The organism is Stenotrophomonas sp. FSL W7-1447, from assembly GCF_037966425.1.
Lineage (GTDB): Bacteria > Pseudomonadota > Gammaproteobacteria > Xanthomonadales > Xanthomonadaceae > Stenotrophomonas > Stenotrophomonas pavanii.
This window is the reverse complement of sequence record NZ_CP150199.1, coordinates 1590885-1608702: the sequence shown is the minus strand read 5'-3', so window position 1 is coordinate 1608702 and position 17818 is coordinate 1590885. Positions and strand designations below refer to the sequence as shown.

The window sequence follows — 17818 nt, the reverse complement described above, 5'->3', positions numbered from 1 at the left end:
CGGAAAGGACGTGCGATGCGACGTGCATGGCGTTGGATGCTGGGCGTAGTGATCGCCATCGTGCTGGTCACCGCACTGGTCCTGTGGCTGCTGCTGGGCGGCAGCCTGGCCGACCTGGACGGCGAGCATCCACTGCCGGGCCTGGCCAAGCCGGTCACCATCGAGCGCGATGGGCTGGGCGTGGTCACCATCACGGCCGGCAGCCAGACCGATGCGATGCGCGCGCTGGGCCGCGTGCATGCGCAGGAGCGCTATTTCGAGATGGACCTGATGCGCCGCAGTGCCGCTGGCGAGCTGTCGGCGCTGTTCGGGCCGAAGGCCATCGACGCCGACAAGCGCATGCGCGTGCACCGGCTGCGTGCACGCACCGAGGCGAATCTGCAGGCCGCACTGGGCGACAACGGCGCGGCCGTGCGCGCCTACGTGGATGGCGTCAACGAGGGCCTGGCCGGTCTCTCCGTGCGCCCGTGGGCCTATCTGCTGCTGCGGCAGCCGCCGCAACCGTGGCAGGCCAGCGACAGCGTGTTGACCGGGCTGGCCATGTACGCCGACCTGCAGGATCCCGGCAACCAGACCGAACTTGCGCTCAGCCGCATCCGCACGGTGGTGCCGCCGGCACTGTACGCGCTGATCGCCCACGACGGCACCGAATGGGACGCGCCGTTGTTCGGCGACCCCACCGGCAACGCCGCCCTGCCCGATGCCAGCCAGCTCGACCTGCGCACATTGAAGGGAAAATCCGGCACCGCGCAGGAAGAGGTGGACGCCGTCGGCAGCAACAACTTCGCGGTGGCCGGGGCGCTTACCGCCGACGGCCGCGCGATCGTCGCCGACGACATGCACCTGGGCCTGCGTGCCCCCGGCCTGTGGTTCCGCGTGCGCCTGCGCTACCCCGACCCACAGGCCGCTGGCGGCCAGGTCGACGTCACCGGTTTCTCGCTGCCTGGCCTGCCGGCGGTGATCGTCGGCAGCAACGGGCACGTCGCCTGGGGTTTCACCAACAGCTACATCGACACCGCGGACTACCGCACTGAACCGGCCAACGCCGCGGTGACCGTGCATGAAGAACGCATCGCCGTGGCCGGCCAGGCCGATGTGCGGTTCCCGGTACGCGAAACCGCCTGGGGGCCGATCCTGCATACCCACGCCGATGGCAGTGGCGATGCGCTGCGCTGGGTCGCCCACCTGCCCGGCGCGGTGCGGCTGGACTTCGGTGACCTGGCCCGCGCCGGTGACCTGGACGCTGCCCTGCGCTTCGCCGACCACGCCGGCATTCCCGCACAGAACCTGGTGGTCGGCGACCGCAGCGGACGCATCGCCTGGCGCCTGATCGGCGCCCGCCCGGATCGCGGTCCCGGCTGTGCGCCTGCGGGCTTCACCGCCGCCAGCAACCAGGACTGCGCCCCCTGGCCGATCCGCAGCGACGCCTCGCCGGCATTGATCGACCCACCCAACCATCGCCTGTGGACCGCCAACGGCCGCGTCCTCGACGGCGAGGCACTGGCCAATGTCGGCAACGGTGGTTATGACCTGGGCGCCCGCGCGCGGCAGATCCGCGATCTGCTCGACATCCAGGACCGCTTCGACGAGCACGACCTGCTGGCGATCCAGCTCGACGACCGCGCCGTGTTCCTGCAGCGCTGGTGGGCCCTGCTGCACGACGTCATCGAACGCAGTGACGACCCTGCCCTGAAGCGTTTGAAGGAGGCCAGCCATCAATGGGGTGGCCGTGCCTCGGCCAGCTCGGTCAGCTACCGGGTGGTGCGGGAGTTCCGTACGCAGGTGATGCAGACGTTGTCCGATGCACTGTTGGCACCCGCCAACGCGCAGCTGGGCGATGCCTACCTGGAGCCGCGCCTGGCACAGCTGGAAGGCGTGGCCTGGCCGATGCTGCAACAGCGTCCGGCCAACCTGCTGCCCCCTGCCTTCGACAGCTGGGATGCGCTGCTGATCGACGCGGCACGCCGTACCGAAAGTGAGCTGGCCAAGCAGGGACCGCTGGCCAAGCGCAGCTGGGGCGAACGCAACACGGCGGCGATCTGCCACCCCATCGCACGGGCGCTGCCGGACATCGCCAAGCGCTGGCTGTGCATGCCGGCCGACCGCCTGCCCGGCGACCGCGACATGCCGCGCGTGCAGACGCCGAACTTCGGCGCCTCCGAACGCATGGTGGTCTCGCCGGGCCACGAGGCCGACGGCATCGTGCACATGCCCGGTGGCCAGAGCGGCCACCCGCTGTCACCGTACTGGGGCGCCGGCCACGAGGACTGGGTGCACGGGCGCCCGACACCGTTCTTGCCCGGCAAGGCGCAGCACACCATGACGCTGGTGCCAACGCGGTAGTGTAGGCCGCTGGCCGGCATCCATGCAGGTGTATCCAGCATCGTCAGGTTGCCTTACCAGCGGCCGGCACTACCGTTCAACGGTCAGCCCCTGCGCCGCTCGATCAGGTTCAGCAGTGGTCCGGTCATCGCCGTGGTCACCAGCGCCATGATCACCAGCACCGCGAACAGGCGGTCGCCGAGCAGGCCCAGTTCGTAACCCAGGTTGAGCACGATCAGCTCCATCAGGCCGCGGGTGTTCATCAGCGCGCCCAACCGCCACGCCTCGCGCGTGGGCATGCCGGCACTGCGCGCGGCACTGAAGGTGCCCAGCAGCTTGCCGGTCGTGGCCACGGCGATCACCACTACGCACAGCACGATGTCGCTGGCCTGCAGCGCATCGGCGCGCATGCGCAACCCGGTCATGGCGAAGAATAACGGCAGCAGCAGCGTCACCGCGAACGGTTCGACGCGGGCCATCAACAGGTCACGCAGCTGCGCGTTGGACGACACCGCCACGCCTGCGGCAAACGCACCGAACAGCGCGTGGATGCCCAGCATCTCGGTGACCAGCGCACTGCCCAGCGACAGCAGCAGGATGCCGAGCAGCCAGCGTCCCTCGCGCCCCAGCGCGACCTGCTGGCGGGCGAACCACGGCTTCACCAGCCCCAGCATCAGTGCCACGAACGCGACCACGCACAGCAGGTTGAGGCTGGCCGGCAACCAGCCGCCGGCCTGGGCAGCGGCCACGATCAATGCCAGCAGGCACCACGCGGTGGCATCGCCCAATGCTGCGCAGGCGATGGCGGTCTGACCCAGCGGCGTCTGCGTGATGCCGCGATCGGCAAGGATGCGCAGCAGCACGGGGAAGGCGGTGATGCTCATCGAAATGCCGACGAACAGTGCGAATGCCGTGAAGCCCACCCCCTGTGGGCCATGCTGCGGATACAGCCAGATGGCCAGGGCGACGCCGAGCACGAACGGCACCGCGATGCCGGCATGGCTGACGGTAAAGGCAAAACGCCGGCGTCCACGCAGTGCTGCCAGGTCCAGCTCGGCACCGGCCACCAGCAGGAACATCAGCACGCCCAGCTGGCTGAGCATGCCCAGCGGGCCCAGCGAACTGGCCGGGAACAGCGCACCCTGCAGCTGCGGCAGCAGGCTGCCGAGCACCAGCGGCCCCATCATCAGGCCGGCCGCCATCTCGCCGATCACCGCCGGCTGCCCCAGACGCTTGAGCAGCGCCCCCGCGCCCTTGGCCACCAGCAGCAGCACCAGCAGCTGCAGCAGGAACAGGCCCAGCGGTGACGCCAGGTGCTGCGCCCAGCTGCCTTCGGTGGCGGCCGTGGCACGCGCAACCGCTTCGGGCGCAGCCGGCCCGGCATAGCGGGCCAACAGCACGCCGGCCAGCAGAGGTACCACGGCCCAGCCCAGGTAGCGCCATCCCCACTTCATCTGCGGCACCTGGCCCCCGTTCTGTACGTCCATGAACATTCCCCAATGTACGGGGGGCGATCATACAAAAAAGGGGACGGAGGGGATTAAGACGTTTGTGGCACATACAACGTGCCCTCCTCCCTCCCCTTTCTCGCGCCTAGGCCAGCGCCTGCTCGTGCACTCCGGCGATCGCCCGGCCCGACGGATCCGCCGCCGCGGCAAAACTGGCGTCCCAGGCGATGGCCGCGGGCGACGAACAGGCGATCGACTTGCCCCCCGGCACGGTCTCGGCCGCTGCCCGGCTCGGGAAGAACTGCTCGAACAGGTGGCGGTAGTAGTACGCCTCCTTGGTCTGCGGCGGGTTGTGCGGGAAGCGCTTGTCGGCGGCCGCCAGTACACGGTCGCTCACCTGCGCCTCGGCATAGGCCTTCAGCCCATCGATCCAGCCATAGCCCACGCCATCGCTGAACTGTTCCTTCTGCCGCCACAGGATGCTGTCCGGCAGGTAGCCATCGAACGCCTCGCGCAGCACGGCCTTCTCGATGCGACGGCCGCCAAAACCGGCACCGACCATCTTGTGCGCGGCATCGAAGCGCATCGCCACGTCAAGGAACTCGCGGTCGAGGAACGGCACGCGCGGTTCCACGCCCCAGGCCATCATCGACTTGTTGGCACGCAGGCAATCGTAGTTGTGCAGGGCGTCGAGCTTGCGTACCAGCTCATCGTGGAACTCACGCGCGTCCGGCGCCTTGTGGAAGTACAGGTAGCCACCGAAGATCTCGTCGCTGCCCTCGCCGGACAGCACCATCTTCACTCCCATCGCCTTGATCCGTCGCGCCAGCAGGAACATCGGCGTCGATGCACGGATGGTGGTGACGTCGTAGGTCTCGATGTGGCGGATCACTTCCGGCAGCGCATCGAGGCCTTCCTCGAATGTGTACTCGAAGCCGTGATGCACGGTGCCCAGTGCTTCGGCGGCGATCGCGGCGGCAGCCAGGTCGGGCGAGCCCTTCAATCCGATCGCGAACGAGTGCAGCCGCGGCCACCAGGCTTCGGTCTGCCCGCCATCCTCGATGCGGCGACGCGCATAGCGTGCAGCCACCGCCGCCACCAGCGACGAGTCCAGGCCACCGGACAGCAGCACGCCGTACGGCACATCGCTCATCAGCTGGCGTTCCACCGCATGCTCGAACGCCTGGCGCAGTTCGGCCAGGTCGGCCTGGCGGCCCTGCACGTCGGCATAGTCGCGCCACGGTTGCTGGTAGTAGCGCACCAGCTCTCCACTGGCACTGTCGAAGTAGTGGCCCGGCGGGAACTGCGCGACATCGGCACAGGTATCGACCAGCGCCTTCATTTCCGAGGCCACGCGCAGGCGGCCCTGGGCATCATGGCCCCAGTACAACGGCACCACGCCGACCGGGTCGCGCGCCACCAGTACACGCCCACTGTCGCGGTCCCACAGCGCGAACGCGAAGATGCCATTGAGCTGTTCCAGCCACTGCGCCGGCGAAGCGCCCTGGCGATACAGCGCGTTGATCACCTCGCAATCCGACCCGGTCTGGAAGTCGTAGGCGGCGGTCAGCGCCGCCTTCAATGCCTGGTGGTTGTAGATCTCACCGTTCACCGCCAGTGCCAGCTGGCCGTCGGCCGACAGCAGCGGCTGCGAACCACCGGCCGGGTCGACAATGGCCAGCCGTTCGTGGACCAGCAGCGCGCCTTCGTCGAGATACACGCCGCTCCAGTCCGGGCCGCGGTGGCGCTGGCGCTGCGACAGTTCCAGCGCATGGCGGCGCAGGGCCGGAAGATCGTCACCGGCCTGCAGGCCGAAGATTCCGAAGATCGAACACATGGGGGAGCTCCTGTTGGGGGAATTTCACGGGTGGGAGGTGTTCGACCGGCCATCCAGGCCCGGGCAGGCTGCGCCCGGGCACAAAAAAACCCGCATCGACCGATGCGGGTTTTCTGGTGTCCGGGCGTGTGTTGCTGTCTATCTACCCAGGGCGCAGTCCCGCATCGGCCGCGCACGATTATTCGCGCGCAGATTATTGCGGTTGTTGTTGACGGCGGTGGCCAGGCGGATCGACATGGCATCGACCCTACCCCGGTTTCCGGCGCAGCGCAACCGTTGCATTGGCAACCAGGTGAAGGTGTGCCGACCAACGGTCGGTACCCAGCAGTCGGCGCCCACAGGGGTAGCGCCGGGCCGTGCCCGGCGCCATGCCTCACGCCAGCAGCCGTTCCACCAGCCGCTGGTACAGCCCCGGCAGTGCTTCCAGATCGTCCACGCGCACGTTCTCGTCCACCTGGTGGATGCTGGCGTTGACCGGCCCCACTTCGATGCACTGCGCACCCAGCGGCGCAATGAAGCGTGCATCGGACGTGCCGCCGCCGGTACTTTCTTCCGGCGCACGGCCGATGTGCTCGGCCAGCACCGCCCGCGCGGTGGCGCGCAGCGTGCCCTCCGGGGTGTAGAACGGCTCGCCGCTGCGATGCCACTTCAGCGCGTACTGCAGGCCGTGCCGGTCCAGCAGTGCGGTGATCTCCGCTTCCAGCTTCGACGCATCCCAGTGCGGGTTGTAGCGGATGTTGAAATCCACTTCGAGCTCGCCGGGAATCACGTTGTTGGCACCGGTACCGGCGTGGATGTTGGAGATCTGCAGGCTGGTCGGCGGGAAACTCTCGTAGCCGTCATCCCAGCGCCGCGCACTCAATTCGGCCAGAGCCGGCGCCGCCTGGTGAATCGGGTTGCGCGCCTTTTCCGGATACGCCACATGGCCTTGCACGCCCTGCACGCGCAGCTTGGCCGAGAGGCTGCCACGACGCCCCACGCGCAGCAGGTCACCGAGCGTCGCGGTCGACGACGGCTCGCCGGTGATGCACCAGTCGATGCGTTGGCCGCGTTCGGCGAACAGCCGCGCGACGTGGCGCACGCCATCAATGGCATCGCCCTCCTCGTCACTGGTCAGCAGCACCGCCAGCGTGCCGGGGTGATCGGGGTGCGCGGCGACGAACTGCTCGGCGGCCACCACGAATGCCGCCACGCTGCCCTTCATGTCGGCGGTACCACGGCCATACAGCACGCCGTCACGGACCTGCGGCGTGAACGGGTCGCTGGTCCAGGCCTCGCGCGGGCCCGTCGGCACCACGTCGGTATGGCCCAGCAGCACCAGTACCGGCGCGCCCTGGCCATGGGTCGCCCACAGGTTGTCGACCTCGCCCAGCCGCAGGTGGTCGCACTGGAACCCGGCCTGCTCCAGGCGCGCCGCCAGCAGTGCCTGGCAGCCAGCATCGTCCGGCGTCACCGAGGGCCGTGCGATCAGCTCGCAGGTCAGGTCGAGGACCGCGCTCATGCGTCACCGACGCCGAAGCGGGCCTTGAAGCCGTTGTCACTGAAGCCCTGGCTGACCGCGCCGTCGGTAGTGACCACCAGCGGGCGCTTGATCAACTGCGGGTACTCGCGCAGCAGCAGCTTCCATTCGGCCTCGGAGTCCGCGGCCTTGCGGTTGTCCGGCAGCTGCCGCCAGGTAGTGGAGGACCTGTTGACCATCGCGGCCAGCCCACCCAGCTGCGCGGCCCACGCCAGCAGCATTTCCGGGCTGGGTTTGTTGTCGCGGTAGTCGATGAAGGTGTACGGCACGCCGAAGCGGTCCAGCCACTTGGTCGCCTTCTTGCAGGTATCGCAGTTCTTCAAACCGTAGACAGTGGTGCTCATGGCCATCTGTGATGCTGGAAAACAGAGGGCCAGAATCTCACAACAGGCGCTCGGACACGACCCGGAACGGCACCTGCGGCAACCGGAAGGCCAGCCCCTCCTGCAACGCCACGCCCATGGCCTGCAGCCGCGGGCACTGCGGCTCGCCGTCCAGCCGCAACGGTTGCAGGTGGGCGATTTCCACCGGCAGCGCGATGCGGGTGCTGGCCCAGCGGTGATCACAGGTCCGGGCGATGGCCTGGTCCTGGCAGGTCAGGAAGCGCAGCAGGGCCTGATGGCCGCCGAAGGCCGCCGCCCACCCGGCATCGTCCCAGCCCGCAGCCGCCTGCCACTGCAGGTGCAGCGCTGGCGCGCTGCCCTGCCCGCCTTCGACCACGGTGTGCCCACCACCATCGGTGCGCACCACATGCGCGAAGCGCGTGGACAGATGCGGCTGCATGGCATCGCTGAAGGCGCGCGCGCCGGCGACGAAGGCCAGCTGGTCCATCACGTTGCGATCGAACAACACCACCGGCGTCCCGTCCGGATCATCGTCACGGCGCAGGTACCAGCGCCAGTTGCTCTGCCTGGGCGACGGCATCAGCGAGCGCAGCGGCCCGGCCAGCGCCGGCCCGAAATGGCCGTGCCGGTAGCTGAGGATGGTGTAGGGCGTGCGTCCGGCATGGACCACGTAGTGATGGCCGGGTGGTGGCATCGGCGCGTGGCGCACGTCGACCCACCAGCTGACGTAGACCACGTCGCGCACATCGCTGGCCAGCGCCGGCATCGGCCAGCGCCGCGACAGCGCGCGGCGCAGCCGGGTCCAGCGCGGGGCGTGCAGCAGGCGCGGCAGCATCCGCCCGAACAGGGTGCCGGACGGATGCCGGTAGATCGCGGACGGCGCCAGATCCTCCGGCGCAGTCATCTTCAGTCGGCCAGGCCGCGCAGCAGGTCGTTGACGCTGGTCTTGCTGCGGGTCCTGGCATCAACCTGCTTGACGATCACCGCGCAGTACAGCGAATGGGTACCGTCCTTGCTCGGCAGCGAGCCGGACACCACCACGCTGTACGGCGGAATGTAGCCGTAGCTGATCTCACCGGTGGCGCGGTTGTAGATGCGGGTGCTCTGGCTGAGGAACACGCCCATGCCGATCACGCTGTGGTGGCCGACCACCACGCCTTCCACCACTTCCGAGCGGGCACCGATGAAGCAGTGGTCCTCAATGATGGTCGGGCTGGCCTGCAGCGGCTCCAGCACGCCGCCGATGCCGGCGCCGCCGGACAGGTGGCAGTGCTGGCCGATCTGCGCGCAGGAACCGACGGTGGCCCAGGTGTCGACCATGGTGCCTTCGCCGACGTAGGCACCGATGTTGGTGAAGCTCGGCATCAGCACCACGTCCTTGCCGAAGTACGTGCCGCGGCGGGCAATCGCACCCGGCACCACGCGCACGCCGCCACGGCGGAACTTCGCTTCGTCATAGCCGGCGAAGCGCGATTCGACCTTGTCCCAGAACGGTGCCGGGCGTGCATCGACCACCGCCATGTCGTTGACGCGGAAATACAGCAGCACCGCCTTCTTCAGCCATTCGTTGACCTTCCAGCCACCCTGGCCGTCCGGCTCGGCGACGCGGAATTCACCGCTCTCCAGGCCGTCGATCACGCGGTTGACCAGCGGCCTGGTCGAGCCTTCCAGCTCGTGCAGGGTCAGCGTCGCGCGGCGCTCGAAGGCGCTCTCGATGCCGAACTTCAGCTCTTCAACGCCCGGTGCCGACGGCTTGCGCAGCGACTTGCGGGCAATGGTTTCGGCGCGGACGGCTTCGGCGCTCTTGGCCGGCGCCGGCTTCTTCACAGCACGCTTCACCGCCGTCGTTTTCTTCGCCGGGGCCTTCACCGCAGCGGCCTTCTTCGGCGCAGGGGTCTTCTTCGCGGCCGGTGCGGCGGCAGCAGGTTTCCGGGCCGCTGCGCTCTTGGGGGTCGCGGCGGTCTTCTTGGCGGGCTTGGTGGCCATCAGGCGGGGTCTCCGGCGTTTCGATCAGGGTCCAGGCAGGCCAGCATCGCGTCATGCAGCTGCTGCCGGGCAGGTTCAGTCAGGGGGAGGTCGTGTTCGTCACTGATCACGAAGGTGTCTTCGGCGCGTTCGCCGAACGTGGCAATGCGCGCATCATGCACGCGCAGGCCCTGGTTGCGCAGCACGAACGCCACATCGGCCAGCAGGCCGGGACGGTCGGGGGCGACCAGGGCAAAACGGGTTGCGCCCGGTTCATCGCGGAATTCGATGCGCGGCGCAAAACGGAAATGACGCAGCTGTCGCGGCACCACCCGGCGTGACGGCCGCAGCCGCGTCAGGTCGCCGCTCAGGGCCTCACGCAGCGCCGCCTCCAGGTTGGCACTGCTGCCATCGGCAAAGGTGTCGGCCGGGTTGACTTCGAAGGTGTCGAAGATGGTGTCGGCCGGGCCGTCCAGCACGCGTGCACGGTGGATCCCGTAGCCCTTGCGGTCCAGGGTCATTACGATCGCGGCGAACAGGCCATCGCGGTCGGGCGAGTGCACGAACACTTCCAGCGCGGGGTCGTCGACACTGATCCGGCGCACCTTGACCAGGGTCTGGCCCTGCTTCACTGGCACCAGTGCGGCGGCCTGCCAGGCCAGCTGCTCGGGCCGCAGGCGGATGAAGCCCTCATCGGGCATCACCGCGAACTGGCGGTCGATGGTGGCGTCGTCATAGCCCTGCTCGCGCACCAGTGCGCGCACGCTGTCACGCGCCTCGGCCACGCGCTCGGCAGCCGGCACCGGATGCTCCAGTCCTTCGCGCAGCGCGCGCCGGGTGGCGAAGTACAGGTCGGCCAGCAGGCGATCCTTCCAGGCGTTCCACAGTTTCGGGCTGGTGCCGGCGATATCGGCACAGGTCAGCAGGTACAGGTAGTCCAGGCGGTCGCGGCTGCCGACCAGGGTGGCGAAGCGATGGATCACCACCGGATCGGCGATGTCCTGCTTCTGCGCGGTCACCGACATGCGCAGGTGCTGTTCGACCAGCCAGGCGACCAGCTCGGTATCGGTGCCACTCAGTGCATGTGCCTGGCAGAACGCACGCGCGTCCACCGCACCCAGCTCGGAGTGGTCGCCGCCGCGGCCCTTGGCGATGTCATGGAACAGGCCGGCCAGCAGCAGCAGTTCCGGCTTGCGCAGGCGTGGCCACACTTCGTGCGCGATCGAGAAGCGTTCGTCGGCACGGCTGCTGGCGAACTGGCCGATGTTGCGCAGGACCATCAGCGTGTGCTGGTCGACCGTATAGACATGGAACAGGTCGAACTGCATGCGCCCGCTGACCTGGGCGAACGCGGGAATCCACTGGCCAAGCACGCCCAGCCGCGCCATGCGCGAAAGCGTGTCGACCGGGCGCTGGCCCCGCAGCAGGGCAAGGAAGTGCTCGCGTGCGTCGGCGTCGGCCTGGTCATAGGCCGGCAGCAGCGGCAGCGACTCGGCCAGAGCACGCGCGGTCAGCGAATGCAGGCCGCGCACCTGCGGGTTGTTGGCCCAGCTGGAAAACAGCGCGAACACCTGGCCGATGTCGCCCTGCGGCCAGTCGGCCTCATTGGCGGCCAGGTAGCCACGACGCAGGGAAAAGCCCACGGTCAGCGGCTCCGGCTGCGCCTCGCCGTCGAACTGTTCCTCGAAGCGCTGCAGCAGGCGGTCGCTGATCCGGCGCACCACCAGCGCGGCGCGGTAGAAGCCCTGCATCATCTTCTCGACGCCGAGGTTCTCGGCATCGTCTTCGAAGCCCAGGCGCGCGGCCAGGGTCTTCTGGTAATCGAAACGCAGGCGCTCTTCCGGGCGGCGCGCCACCAGATGCAGGCCGAAGCGCAACCGCGCCAGCACTGCACGCTCGCGCTTCAACGCCGCAGCTTCGTCGGCGCCCAGATGGCCGAGTCCGACCAAGGCCTCCAGGTCGCGCACGCCGAAGGCGCGCAGCGCCATCCAGCCCAGCGTATTGAGATCACGCAGGCCACCGGGACCGTCCTTCAGGTCCGGCTCCAGGTTGTCGGCGGTATCGCCGAAGCGCTGGTGGCGGATGCGCAGCTCGTCCAGCTTGGCCAGGAAGAAGGCACGCGCCGGCCACAGCTCGCGGTCGTCGATGGCCTCGCGCAGCGCGCGGCGGGCGGCGTCATCGGCCAGGATCGGACGCGCCTCGATCAGCGCGGTCAGCACGGTCTGGTCAGCCGCCGCCTCGCGGCACTGCAATGCAGAGCGCACCGCATGGCTGACCGCCAACCCGCAGTCCCACAGCAGCGCGAACAGCCGCGCCAGGGCCGCTTCGTGCGCCAGTTGCGCCGGCGGATCACCGAACACCAGCAGGTCGATGTCCGAACGCGGGAACAGTTCGCCGCGGCCATAACCGCCCACCGCGAACAGCGACAGGCCGCTGCCGGCCGGCAGGCAACGCTGCCAGGCCAGGCGGATCAGGTGGTCGGCGGCACGTGCGCGCAGCGCCAGCAGGCGCTCGATGTTGTCGCCCTGGTCGAAGCGGCGGTACAGGCGCGCGTCGGCCTGCTGCAGCGCCTGGCGCGCGGCAGCCGCCCAGTCCGGGTCGTTGAGCGACGCGGCCGGCGTGTCCAGCAGCGAACTCGCCGGCAACATCGTCAGGAGACCTGCGACTCGCCCGGCGACAGGGTCAGCACGTCGACGCCGGTCTCGGTGACCGCGACCATGTGCTCCCACTGCGCCGACAGCTTGCGGTCCTTGGTCACCACGGTCCAGCCATCCGGCAGCACCTTGTTGTAGCGGGTGCCCTCGTTGATCATCGGCTCGATGGTGAAGGTCATGCCCGGCTGCAGCACCAGGCCCTGGCCCGGACGGCCGTAATGCACCACCTGCGGCTCGTCGTGGTAGACCTTGCCGATGCCGTGGCCGCAGTACTCGCGCACCACACTGAACCGCTCGCCTTCGGCATAGCTCTGGATGGCATGGCCGATGTCGCCCAGGGTGGCGCCCGGACGCACTGCGCGGATGCCGCGCCACATGGCTTCGTAAGTGGTCTCCACCAGGCGGCGGGCCATCACCGACGGGGTGCCGACGAAATACATGCGGCTGGTGTCGCCGTGCCAGCCGTCCTTGATGACGGTGACGTCGATGTTGATGATGTCGCCATCCTTGAGCACCTTCCCTTCGCTGGGGATGCCGTGGCAGATGACGTTGTTGACCGAGGTGCACACGGTCTTGGGGAAGCCGCGGTAGCCGACGTTGGCCGGAATGGCGCCCTGCACGTTCACGATGTGATCGTGGCAGATGCGGTCCAGTTCCTCGGTGGTGACACCGGGCTTGACGTGGGGGGCGACGATGTCGAGCACTTCGCTGGCCAGGCGGCCGGCGATGCGCATCATCTCGATTTCCTGCGGGGTTTTCAGATTCACGCTCATGGCACCCATTATCGCCGATCCGGCCGCAATCTGAACGAACGCCACCCAACTGGCGTTCCAAGCCATGCACAGTTCCGGCAAAGAAAGTGAAAGCGTGATGGCGTCCGCTCTTTCACTCTCTTATTTATCACGTATTACAGACACTTACGCTTCCTAAGCTGGCCTCGCAGTCGTCACCGCGGCGCCGAACGTGCCGTCTTCGCCTTGTTCAACGGACCTTCGGGTCAGGGAGGTTGTCCATGCGATTCCCAGTTCGATCCCCGCTGGGCTGGGCCCTGGCCGGGCTGCTGCTTTCCGGCCAGGCGCTGGCCGCCGACACCACCACTTTCAATGTCACCCTGGTGGTCACCAAGGCCTGCACCATCACGGCGGCGGCGGCCACCAACGTCGACTTCGGCACCGCCGCCTCGACCACCGCCACGCCTACCCTGGGCCAGGGCACGGTGACCGCGCAGTGCTCGGCACTGACGCCCTACACGATTGCGCTGAATGCGGGCGCCAACGCCGGTACCGCCAACGACGTCACCACCCGGCGCATGAAGAACACCAATGCCGCGGTGACCGCCAACAACTATGTCGGCTACCAGCTCTACCAGGATGCCGCGCATACCCTGGTCTGGGGCGCCACAACCGGCACCAATACCCAGGCCGGCATCGGCACCGGCCTGGCCGTGCCGTACATCGTCTACGGCCAGATCCTGAACCTGAGCACCAACAATCCGGCCACGGGTAACTACCTGGATACGGTTACCGCCACGATCACCTATTGATGGAGCACGCCCGCATGGCCGGACCCCGCCCGTGGCGCGCCACCGGCGTGGCGCTGCTCGCCCTGTGCCTGCTGGGCGCCGCCCCTGCCGGCGCCACCAGCCTGCAGGTCGCGCCCACCAGCCTGCAGCTGGAGGCGCGCCAGCGTGCCGGTGAGCTGTGGCTGACCAACAGCGGCACCTCGCCGGTGACGCTGCAGGTGCGCCTGTTCCGCTGGGTGCAACAGGACGGCCAGGAACAGCTGCTGCCGACCGACGAGCTGATCGCCACGCCCCCGATGCAGGAGCTGGCCGCTGGACAGCAGCAGCTGGTGCGGGTGATGCGTCCGGACAACGAGCCCCCGCCTGCACAGCGGCACTACCGGCTGATCGTGGACGAGGTGCCCGACCTGGCCACCCGTGCCGAGGGCATGCAGTTCGTACTGCGCTATTCGATACCGGTGTTCGTGCAGCCTTCCACCGGCCGCCTGGCCCCACGGCTGCAGGCCCGCCTGATGACACTGGCGGACGGCCGCAATGGCGTGGAGGTCGCCAATACGGGCGACAGCTACGCGCAGATCGCCGATCTTGCGCTGGGCAGCGCCGCGCGCCCGCGCATTGTCCACCCCGGACTGCTGGGCTACGTGCTGCCGGGCCAGGTGATGCGCTGGCCGATCGAACGCACGGCGATCGACCGCGACAACGACCAGATCACGGCCAAGCTCAATGGCGAGTCGGAACAGACGCCACTGTCGCCCCCACCGGCTCGCTGAGGCGTTGATGGGCGCAGTGCTGGCGGCCCTGGCTCCCGCGGCGACCGCAGCCGCCGATGTGTCCGGCGTCGCCGCCGATGTCTCCGGCGTGTCGGCCGACGCCGTGCTGCCGCCCCCGACCCCGCTGACCGCCAGCCAGACGCTGTACCTGGATGTGTCGCTCAACAGCACGCCACGCGGCCTGCTGCCGTTCATCGAGAACCGCGGCCGGCTGCAGGCCAGCCCCGAGGTGTTGCGCCAGCTCGGCTTCAATGCCAGCGGCGATGCACCGGTCTACCTGGATCAGATCAGCGGCGCGGTGGTGCGCTACGACGCGCACATGCAGACCCTGGCGCTGGATGTACCACTGGACCAGCTGACCCTGCCGACCACGGTGCTCAGCCGGCCGCAGGCGCGTGCGCCGGCCGGCACTGCCTCGCCCGGCGTGCTGCTCAACTACGACGTCTACGGCAGCCGGGTGGACACACTGGGCAATCTCAGCCTGAGCTCGGAGCTGCGCGTGTTCGGCATCGGCAACGGGACTTTTGAGAACACCGCCATCAGCCGTCGCTACCAGCAACCCGGTGATCGCCATTGGCGCGGCGAAAGCGTGCGGCTGGACACCCGCTGGAGCCTGGACTTCCCCGACAGCGCAACGACCCTGGAGGTCGGTGACTTCTACAGTGGTTTCGTCGACTGGACCCGCCCGGTGCGCCTGGGCGGGCTGCAGATCGGCCGCAACTACGGGCTGCAGCCCTACCGCGTACTGACGCCCACGCCGAGCTTCCTCGGCCAGGCCGTGGTGCCCTCCACGGTCGAGCTGTACGTGGACGGCCTGCGCCAGTACAGCGGGCAGGTACCGGTCGGCCCGTTCCAGCTGGCGGCACAGCCCGGGATCAGCGGCACCGGTAATGCGCAGGTGGTGGTAACCGATGCCTTCGGCCGCATGCAGACGCTGGATTTCAGTTTCTATGGCACCCAGCAGCTCCTGGCCAGGGGCCTTTCGGACTGGTCGGCCGGCGTCGGCCACCTGCGCGAGGACTTTGGACAGCGCTCCTTCGCCTACGACGATCGCACCGTGGCCAGTGCCAGCTGGCGCGGAGGCATCAGCGATACCTTCACTGGCGAGGCGCATGCCGAAGGCGGCGGCGGCCTGGCCCAGGCCGGCGTCGGCGGCTGGTGGCTGCTCGGCGCGGCCGGCGTGTTCAATGCGGCCTATGCACGCAGTGATTACCACGGCCTGCAGGGCGGGCAATGGGCGCTGGGCTACAGCTGGAACAACCGCCGCTTCAACGTCAACCTGCGCAGCGTGCGCAGCCACGGCGACTACCGCGACCTGGGTGCGCTGCAGGGCAACCTGCCGCCGAGCATCAGTGAACAGGCCACGCTGGGCCTAGACCTGCTGCGGCTGGGCACGCTCAGCGCAAGCTACCTGCGCCTGCGCTACCCCGACGGCGACGACAACCGCTACGCCAGCCTGTTCTGGTCACGCAGCTGGAGCCAGCGCTGGTCGGCCTACCTGTCGCTGAACCAGAACCTGGACCGCAGCGACGACCGCAGCATCTACCTGTCGGTGACCGCCAGCCTGGGCAACAACCGCCAGGCCAGCCTCTCGAGCCAACGCAACGGCGATAGCCAGAGCTGGGTGGCGGACGTGACTCAGCCGGTCCCGGGCGACGGCAGCGCGGGCGGCGTCGGCTGGCGCGCGCAGCTGCGCCACGGCGAGGACGGCAACGGCGGCCTGGCCGAGGTCGGCATCCTCAACGATGTCGGCCGCTATTCGTTCGGCGCCTCGCGCCAGGGCGGGCTGAACTATGCCTACGCCAGCGCCAGTGGCAGCGTGGTGTGGATGGGCGGCCACACCTTCGCCACGCGCGAGGTGTCGGACGCGTTCGCGGTGATCAGCACCAATGGCGTCGGCGGCGTGCCGGTGCGGTTGGAGAACCGCCTGATCGGCGTCACCGATGATCGCGGCCTGCTGCTGGTCAGCCCGTTGCTGTCCTGGCAGCGTAATCGTGTCTCGATCGATACCCTGGACCTGCCCGAGGACATGCGCGCCGATCGCATCGAGGAATGGGTGACCCCGCGCCAGCGCGCCGGCACCCGCGTCACCTTCCAGCTGCGCTCGCGGCCGTCACTGAGCCTGACCCTGCTGGCAATGGACGGTCAGCCGCTGGAGGTCGGCAGCGAGGTGCGGTTGCCCGATGGCCGCCAGGCCACGGTCGGCTACGACGGCCTGCTCTATCTGGAAGACGTTGCCGCCGGCAGCGTGCTGTACGTCACCACCAGCCGCGGCCCCTGCCGGGTGAAAGTGCCGGACCTGCCCAAGGTGGTGGCGTCCGGCGCGCGGCCGAAGCCGGCGCCGCAGCAGTGCATCCCGGAGGTGGCGCCATGAGGCACGCCCGGTGGGCCCTGCTGCTGGCCGTCATCCTGCTGGGCAGCCTGCTGGCGCCGGCGCCCGCGCGTGCCACCGCGGTCTGCACGGCAGTCGCCGACCCGACCCTGCCGTTCGGCAACATCAACAGCAATGCGCCCGGCCCCAGCACGGCAAACCTCAACATCACGGTGACCTGTACCACCGCCGCGCTGAGCCTGCTGGCCACGACCGGCGTGCGCGTCTGCGTGGGCGTGGGCGCCGGCAGTGGTGGCGGCAGCAGTTCCACCTTCCGCACGATGACCACCACCAGCAGTGACACCCTGAATTTCCAGCTGTACAACAACGCCAGCTTCGGCCAGGTCACCGGACTGGTGCCGCGCGGCACGCCACCGGCGCAGGAACTGACCATGACCTACAACGTGCCGCTGGTGACGGGCGGCAGCGGTGCGCAGTCGGTGCAGCTGTTCGGGCAGATCCCGGCCAACCAGATCCTGGCCTCCGGCGCGTACAGCAGTACCTTCAGCGGGGCCAACGTGGTCCTGACCTGGGCCTGGAACGAAGTCCTGCTCGGTACCGCTACCGTGCCCGCCACCTGCAATGGCGGCGCCACCGGCACCAACAGCGCGAGTGCAGCCTTCAGCTTCACCGCCACCGCCAATGTGCTGCCGCAATGTGGCAGCTACGTCACCACCACCATGAACTTCGGCAACGTCACCGGCGGCATTCCGGCCAACATCGACCGGACCGCCACCCTCACCCTGACCTGCCTGAAGAACACCGCCTTCCAGGTCGGCCTCAACAATGGCCAGAACAATCCTGCCGCCACTCCGATCCGGCGCATGGCCACCACCGTCGGCGGCAGCACCTATTACCTTCCCTACGAACTGTACCGGGACTCGGCGCGGAGCCTGCGCTGGGGCAATACCTTGACCGTCGACACGGCCAGCGGCACCGGCACGGGCAGCGCACAGCAGCTGACCATTTATGGCCGGGTGCCGCCGGTCAGCGGCCAGCCGCCCGCGGGCACCTACAACGATCTGGTGCAGGTAACGATCACCTATTGAGCCCCCGCTAGCGCCAC

At 68.7% G+C, this 17818-nt stretch carries 13 protein-coding genes; 5 read left to right on the top strand and 8 right to left on the bottom strand.

Features of this window, described 5'->3' with window-relative positions:
• The first annotated feature begins 15 nt into the window (after window positions 1-15).
• Window positions 16-2343 carry a penicillin acylase family protein gene (locus tag NSQ78_RS07420; protein WP_064237993.1) on the top strand — a complete coding sequence of 776 codons (2328 nt, stop codon included), beginning with the start codon at window positions 16-18 and terminating at the stop codon, window positions 2341-2343.
• A gap of 83 nt (window positions 2344-2426) precedes the next feature.
• Here NSQ78_RS07420 and NSQ78_RS07415 read toward each other — a convergent pair whose 3' ends face one another.
• The 8 genes from NSQ78_RS07415 to map form a co-directional block, all read right to left on the bottom strand.
• Window positions 2427-3815, bottom strand: coding sequence for a cation:proton antiporter (locus tag NSQ78_RS07415; protein ID WP_064237992.1), 1389 nt, complete (start codon window positions 3813-3815; stop codon window positions 2427-2429).
• 100 nt (window positions 3816-3915) lie between these two features.
• On the bottom strand, window positions 3916-5607 hold the full coding sequence (gene asnB / locus NSQ78_RS07410; RefSeq protein WP_064237991.1) for an asparagine synthase B: 1692 nt from the start codon (window positions 5605-5607) through the stop codon (window positions 3916-3918).
• A 373-nt stretch (window positions 5608-5980) separates the two neighbouring features.
• On the bottom strand, window positions 5981-7108 hold the full coding sequence (gene dapE, locus NSQ78_RS07405) for a succinyl-diaminopimelate desuccinylase (RefSeq protein WP_064237990.1): 1128 nt from the start codon (window positions 7106-7108) through the stop codon (window positions 5981-5983).
• Window positions 7105-7476 (bottom strand): arsenate reductase, encoded by a 372-nt coding sequence (locus NSQ78_RS07400; protein ID WP_176421996.1) that lies wholly within the window; start codon window positions 7474-7476, stop codon window positions 7105-7107. The genes dapE and NSQ78_RS07400 overlap by 4 nt, the downstream gene beginning before the upstream one ends.
• Window positions 7477-7507: 31 nt before the next feature.
• Window positions 7508-8374: a hypothetical protein gene (locus NSQ78_RS07395; RefSeq protein WP_049464964.1), complete on the bottom strand. Its 867-nt coding sequence runs from the start codon at window positions 8372-8374 to the stop codon at window positions 7508-7510.
• Window positions 8375-8376: 2 nt separating this feature from the next.
• Window positions 8377-9456: a 2,3,4,5-tetrahydropyridine-2,6-dicarboxylate N-succinyltransferase gene (dapD, locus tag NSQ78_RS07390; RefSeq protein ID WP_049464966.1), complete on the bottom strand. Its 1080-nt coding sequence runs from the start codon at window positions 9454-9456 to the stop codon at window positions 8377-8379.
• Window positions 9456-12083: a [protein-PII] uridylyltransferase gene (locus NSQ78_RS07385; protein ID WP_064237989.1), complete on the bottom strand. Its 2628-nt coding sequence runs from the start codon at window positions 12081-12083 to the stop codon at window positions 9456-9458. The genes dapD and NSQ78_RS07385 overlap by 1 nt, the downstream gene beginning before the upstream one ends.
• A gap of 2 nt (window positions 12084-12085) precedes the next feature.
• Window positions 12086-12871: a type I methionyl aminopeptidase gene (gene map / locus NSQ78_RS07380; RefSeq protein ID WP_049464969.1), complete on the bottom strand. Its 786-nt coding sequence runs from the start codon at window positions 12869-12871 to the stop codon at window positions 12086-12088.
• A gap of 230 nt (window positions 12872-13101) precedes the next feature.
• Between map and NSQ78_RS07375 the strand changes: the two genes are divergently transcribed.
• Genes NSQ78_RS07375 through NSQ78_RS07360 form a run of 4 tightly spaced genes read left to right on the top strand, consistent with a single transcriptional unit; the run spans window position 13102 to window position 17801 of the window.
• Window positions 13102-13632 (top strand): spore coat U domain-containing protein, encoded by a 531-nt coding sequence (locus NSQ78_RS07375; protein WP_049464971.1) that lies wholly within the window; start codon window positions 13102-13104, stop codon window positions 13630-13632.
• Entirely contained in the window at window positions 13632-14381 is a 750-nt protein-coding gene (locus NSQ78_RS07370; protein ID WP_049464974.1) for a molecular chaperone, read from the top strand. Before NSQ78_RS07375 ends, NSQ78_RS07370 begins: the two co-directional genes overlap by 1 nt.
• Before the next feature lie 7 nt (window positions 14382-14388).
• Window positions 14389-16755, top strand: coding sequence for a fimbria/pilus outer membrane usher protein (locus NSQ78_RS07365; protein ID WP_064237988.1), 2367 nt, complete (start codon window positions 14389-14391; stop codon window positions 16753-16755).
• On the top strand, window positions 16752-17801 hold the full coding sequence (locus tag NSQ78_RS07360) for a spore coat U domain-containing protein (RefSeq protein ID WP_064237987.1): 1050 nt from the start codon (window positions 16752-16754) through the stop codon (window positions 17799-17801). The genes NSQ78_RS07365 and NSQ78_RS07360 overlap by 4 nt, the downstream gene beginning before the upstream one ends.
• Window positions 17802-17818: the final 17 nt, after the last annotated feature.

Bases quoted from the DNA above. Each gene is read 5' to 3' on its own strand.
- dapD (WP_049464966.1), bottom strand. From the start codon at position 9,456: ATGGCCACCAAGCCCGCCAAGAAGACCGCCGCGACCCCCAAGAGCGCA.
- dapE (WP_064237990.1), bottom strand. From the start codon at position 7,108: ATGAGCGCGGTCCTCGACCTGACCTGCGAGCTGATCGCACGGCCCTCG.
- asnB (WP_064237991.1), bottom strand. From the start codon at position 5,607: ATGTGTTCGATCTTCGGAATCTTCGGCCTGCAGGCCGGTGACGATCTT.
- NSQ78_RS07420 (WP_064237993.1), top strand. From the start codon at position 16: ATGCGACGTGCATGGCGTTGGATGCTGGGCGTAGTGATCGCCATCGTG.
- NSQ78_RS07370 (WP_049464974.1), top strand. From the start codon at position 13,632: ATGGAGCACGCCCGCATGGCCGGACCCCGCCCGTGGCGCGCCACCGGC.
- NSQ78_RS07365 (WP_064237988.1), top strand. From the start codon at position 14,389: ATGGGCGCAGTGCTGGCGGCCCTGGCTCCCGCGGCGACCGCAGCCGCC.
- map (WP_049464969.1), bottom strand. From the start codon at position 12,871: ATGGGTGCCATGAGCGTGAATCTGAAAACCCCGCAGGAAATCGAGATG.
- NSQ78_RS07360 (WP_064237987.1), top strand. From the start codon at position 16,752: ATGAGGCACGCCCGGTGGGCCCTGCTGCTGGCCGTCATCCTGCTGGGC.
- NSQ78_RS07415 (WP_064237992.1), bottom strand. From the start codon at position 3,815: ATGTTCATGGACGTACAGAACGGGGGCCAGGTGCCGCAGATGAAGTGG.
- NSQ78_RS07400 (WP_176421996.1), bottom strand. From the start codon at position 7,476: ATGGCCATGAGCACCACTGTCTACGGTTTGAAGAACTGCGATACCTGC.
- NSQ78_RS07395 (WP_049464964.1), bottom strand. From the start codon at position 8,374: ATGACTGCGCCGGAGGATCTGGCGCCGTCCGCGATCTACCGGCATCCG.
- NSQ78_RS07385 (WP_064237989.1), bottom strand. From the start codon at position 12,083: ATGTTGCCGGCGAGTTCGCTGCTGGACACGCCGGCCGCGTCGCTCAAC.
- NSQ78_RS07375 (WP_049464971.1), top strand. From the start codon at position 13,102: ATGCGATTCCCAGTTCGATCCCCGCTGGGCTGGGCCCTGGCCGGGCTG.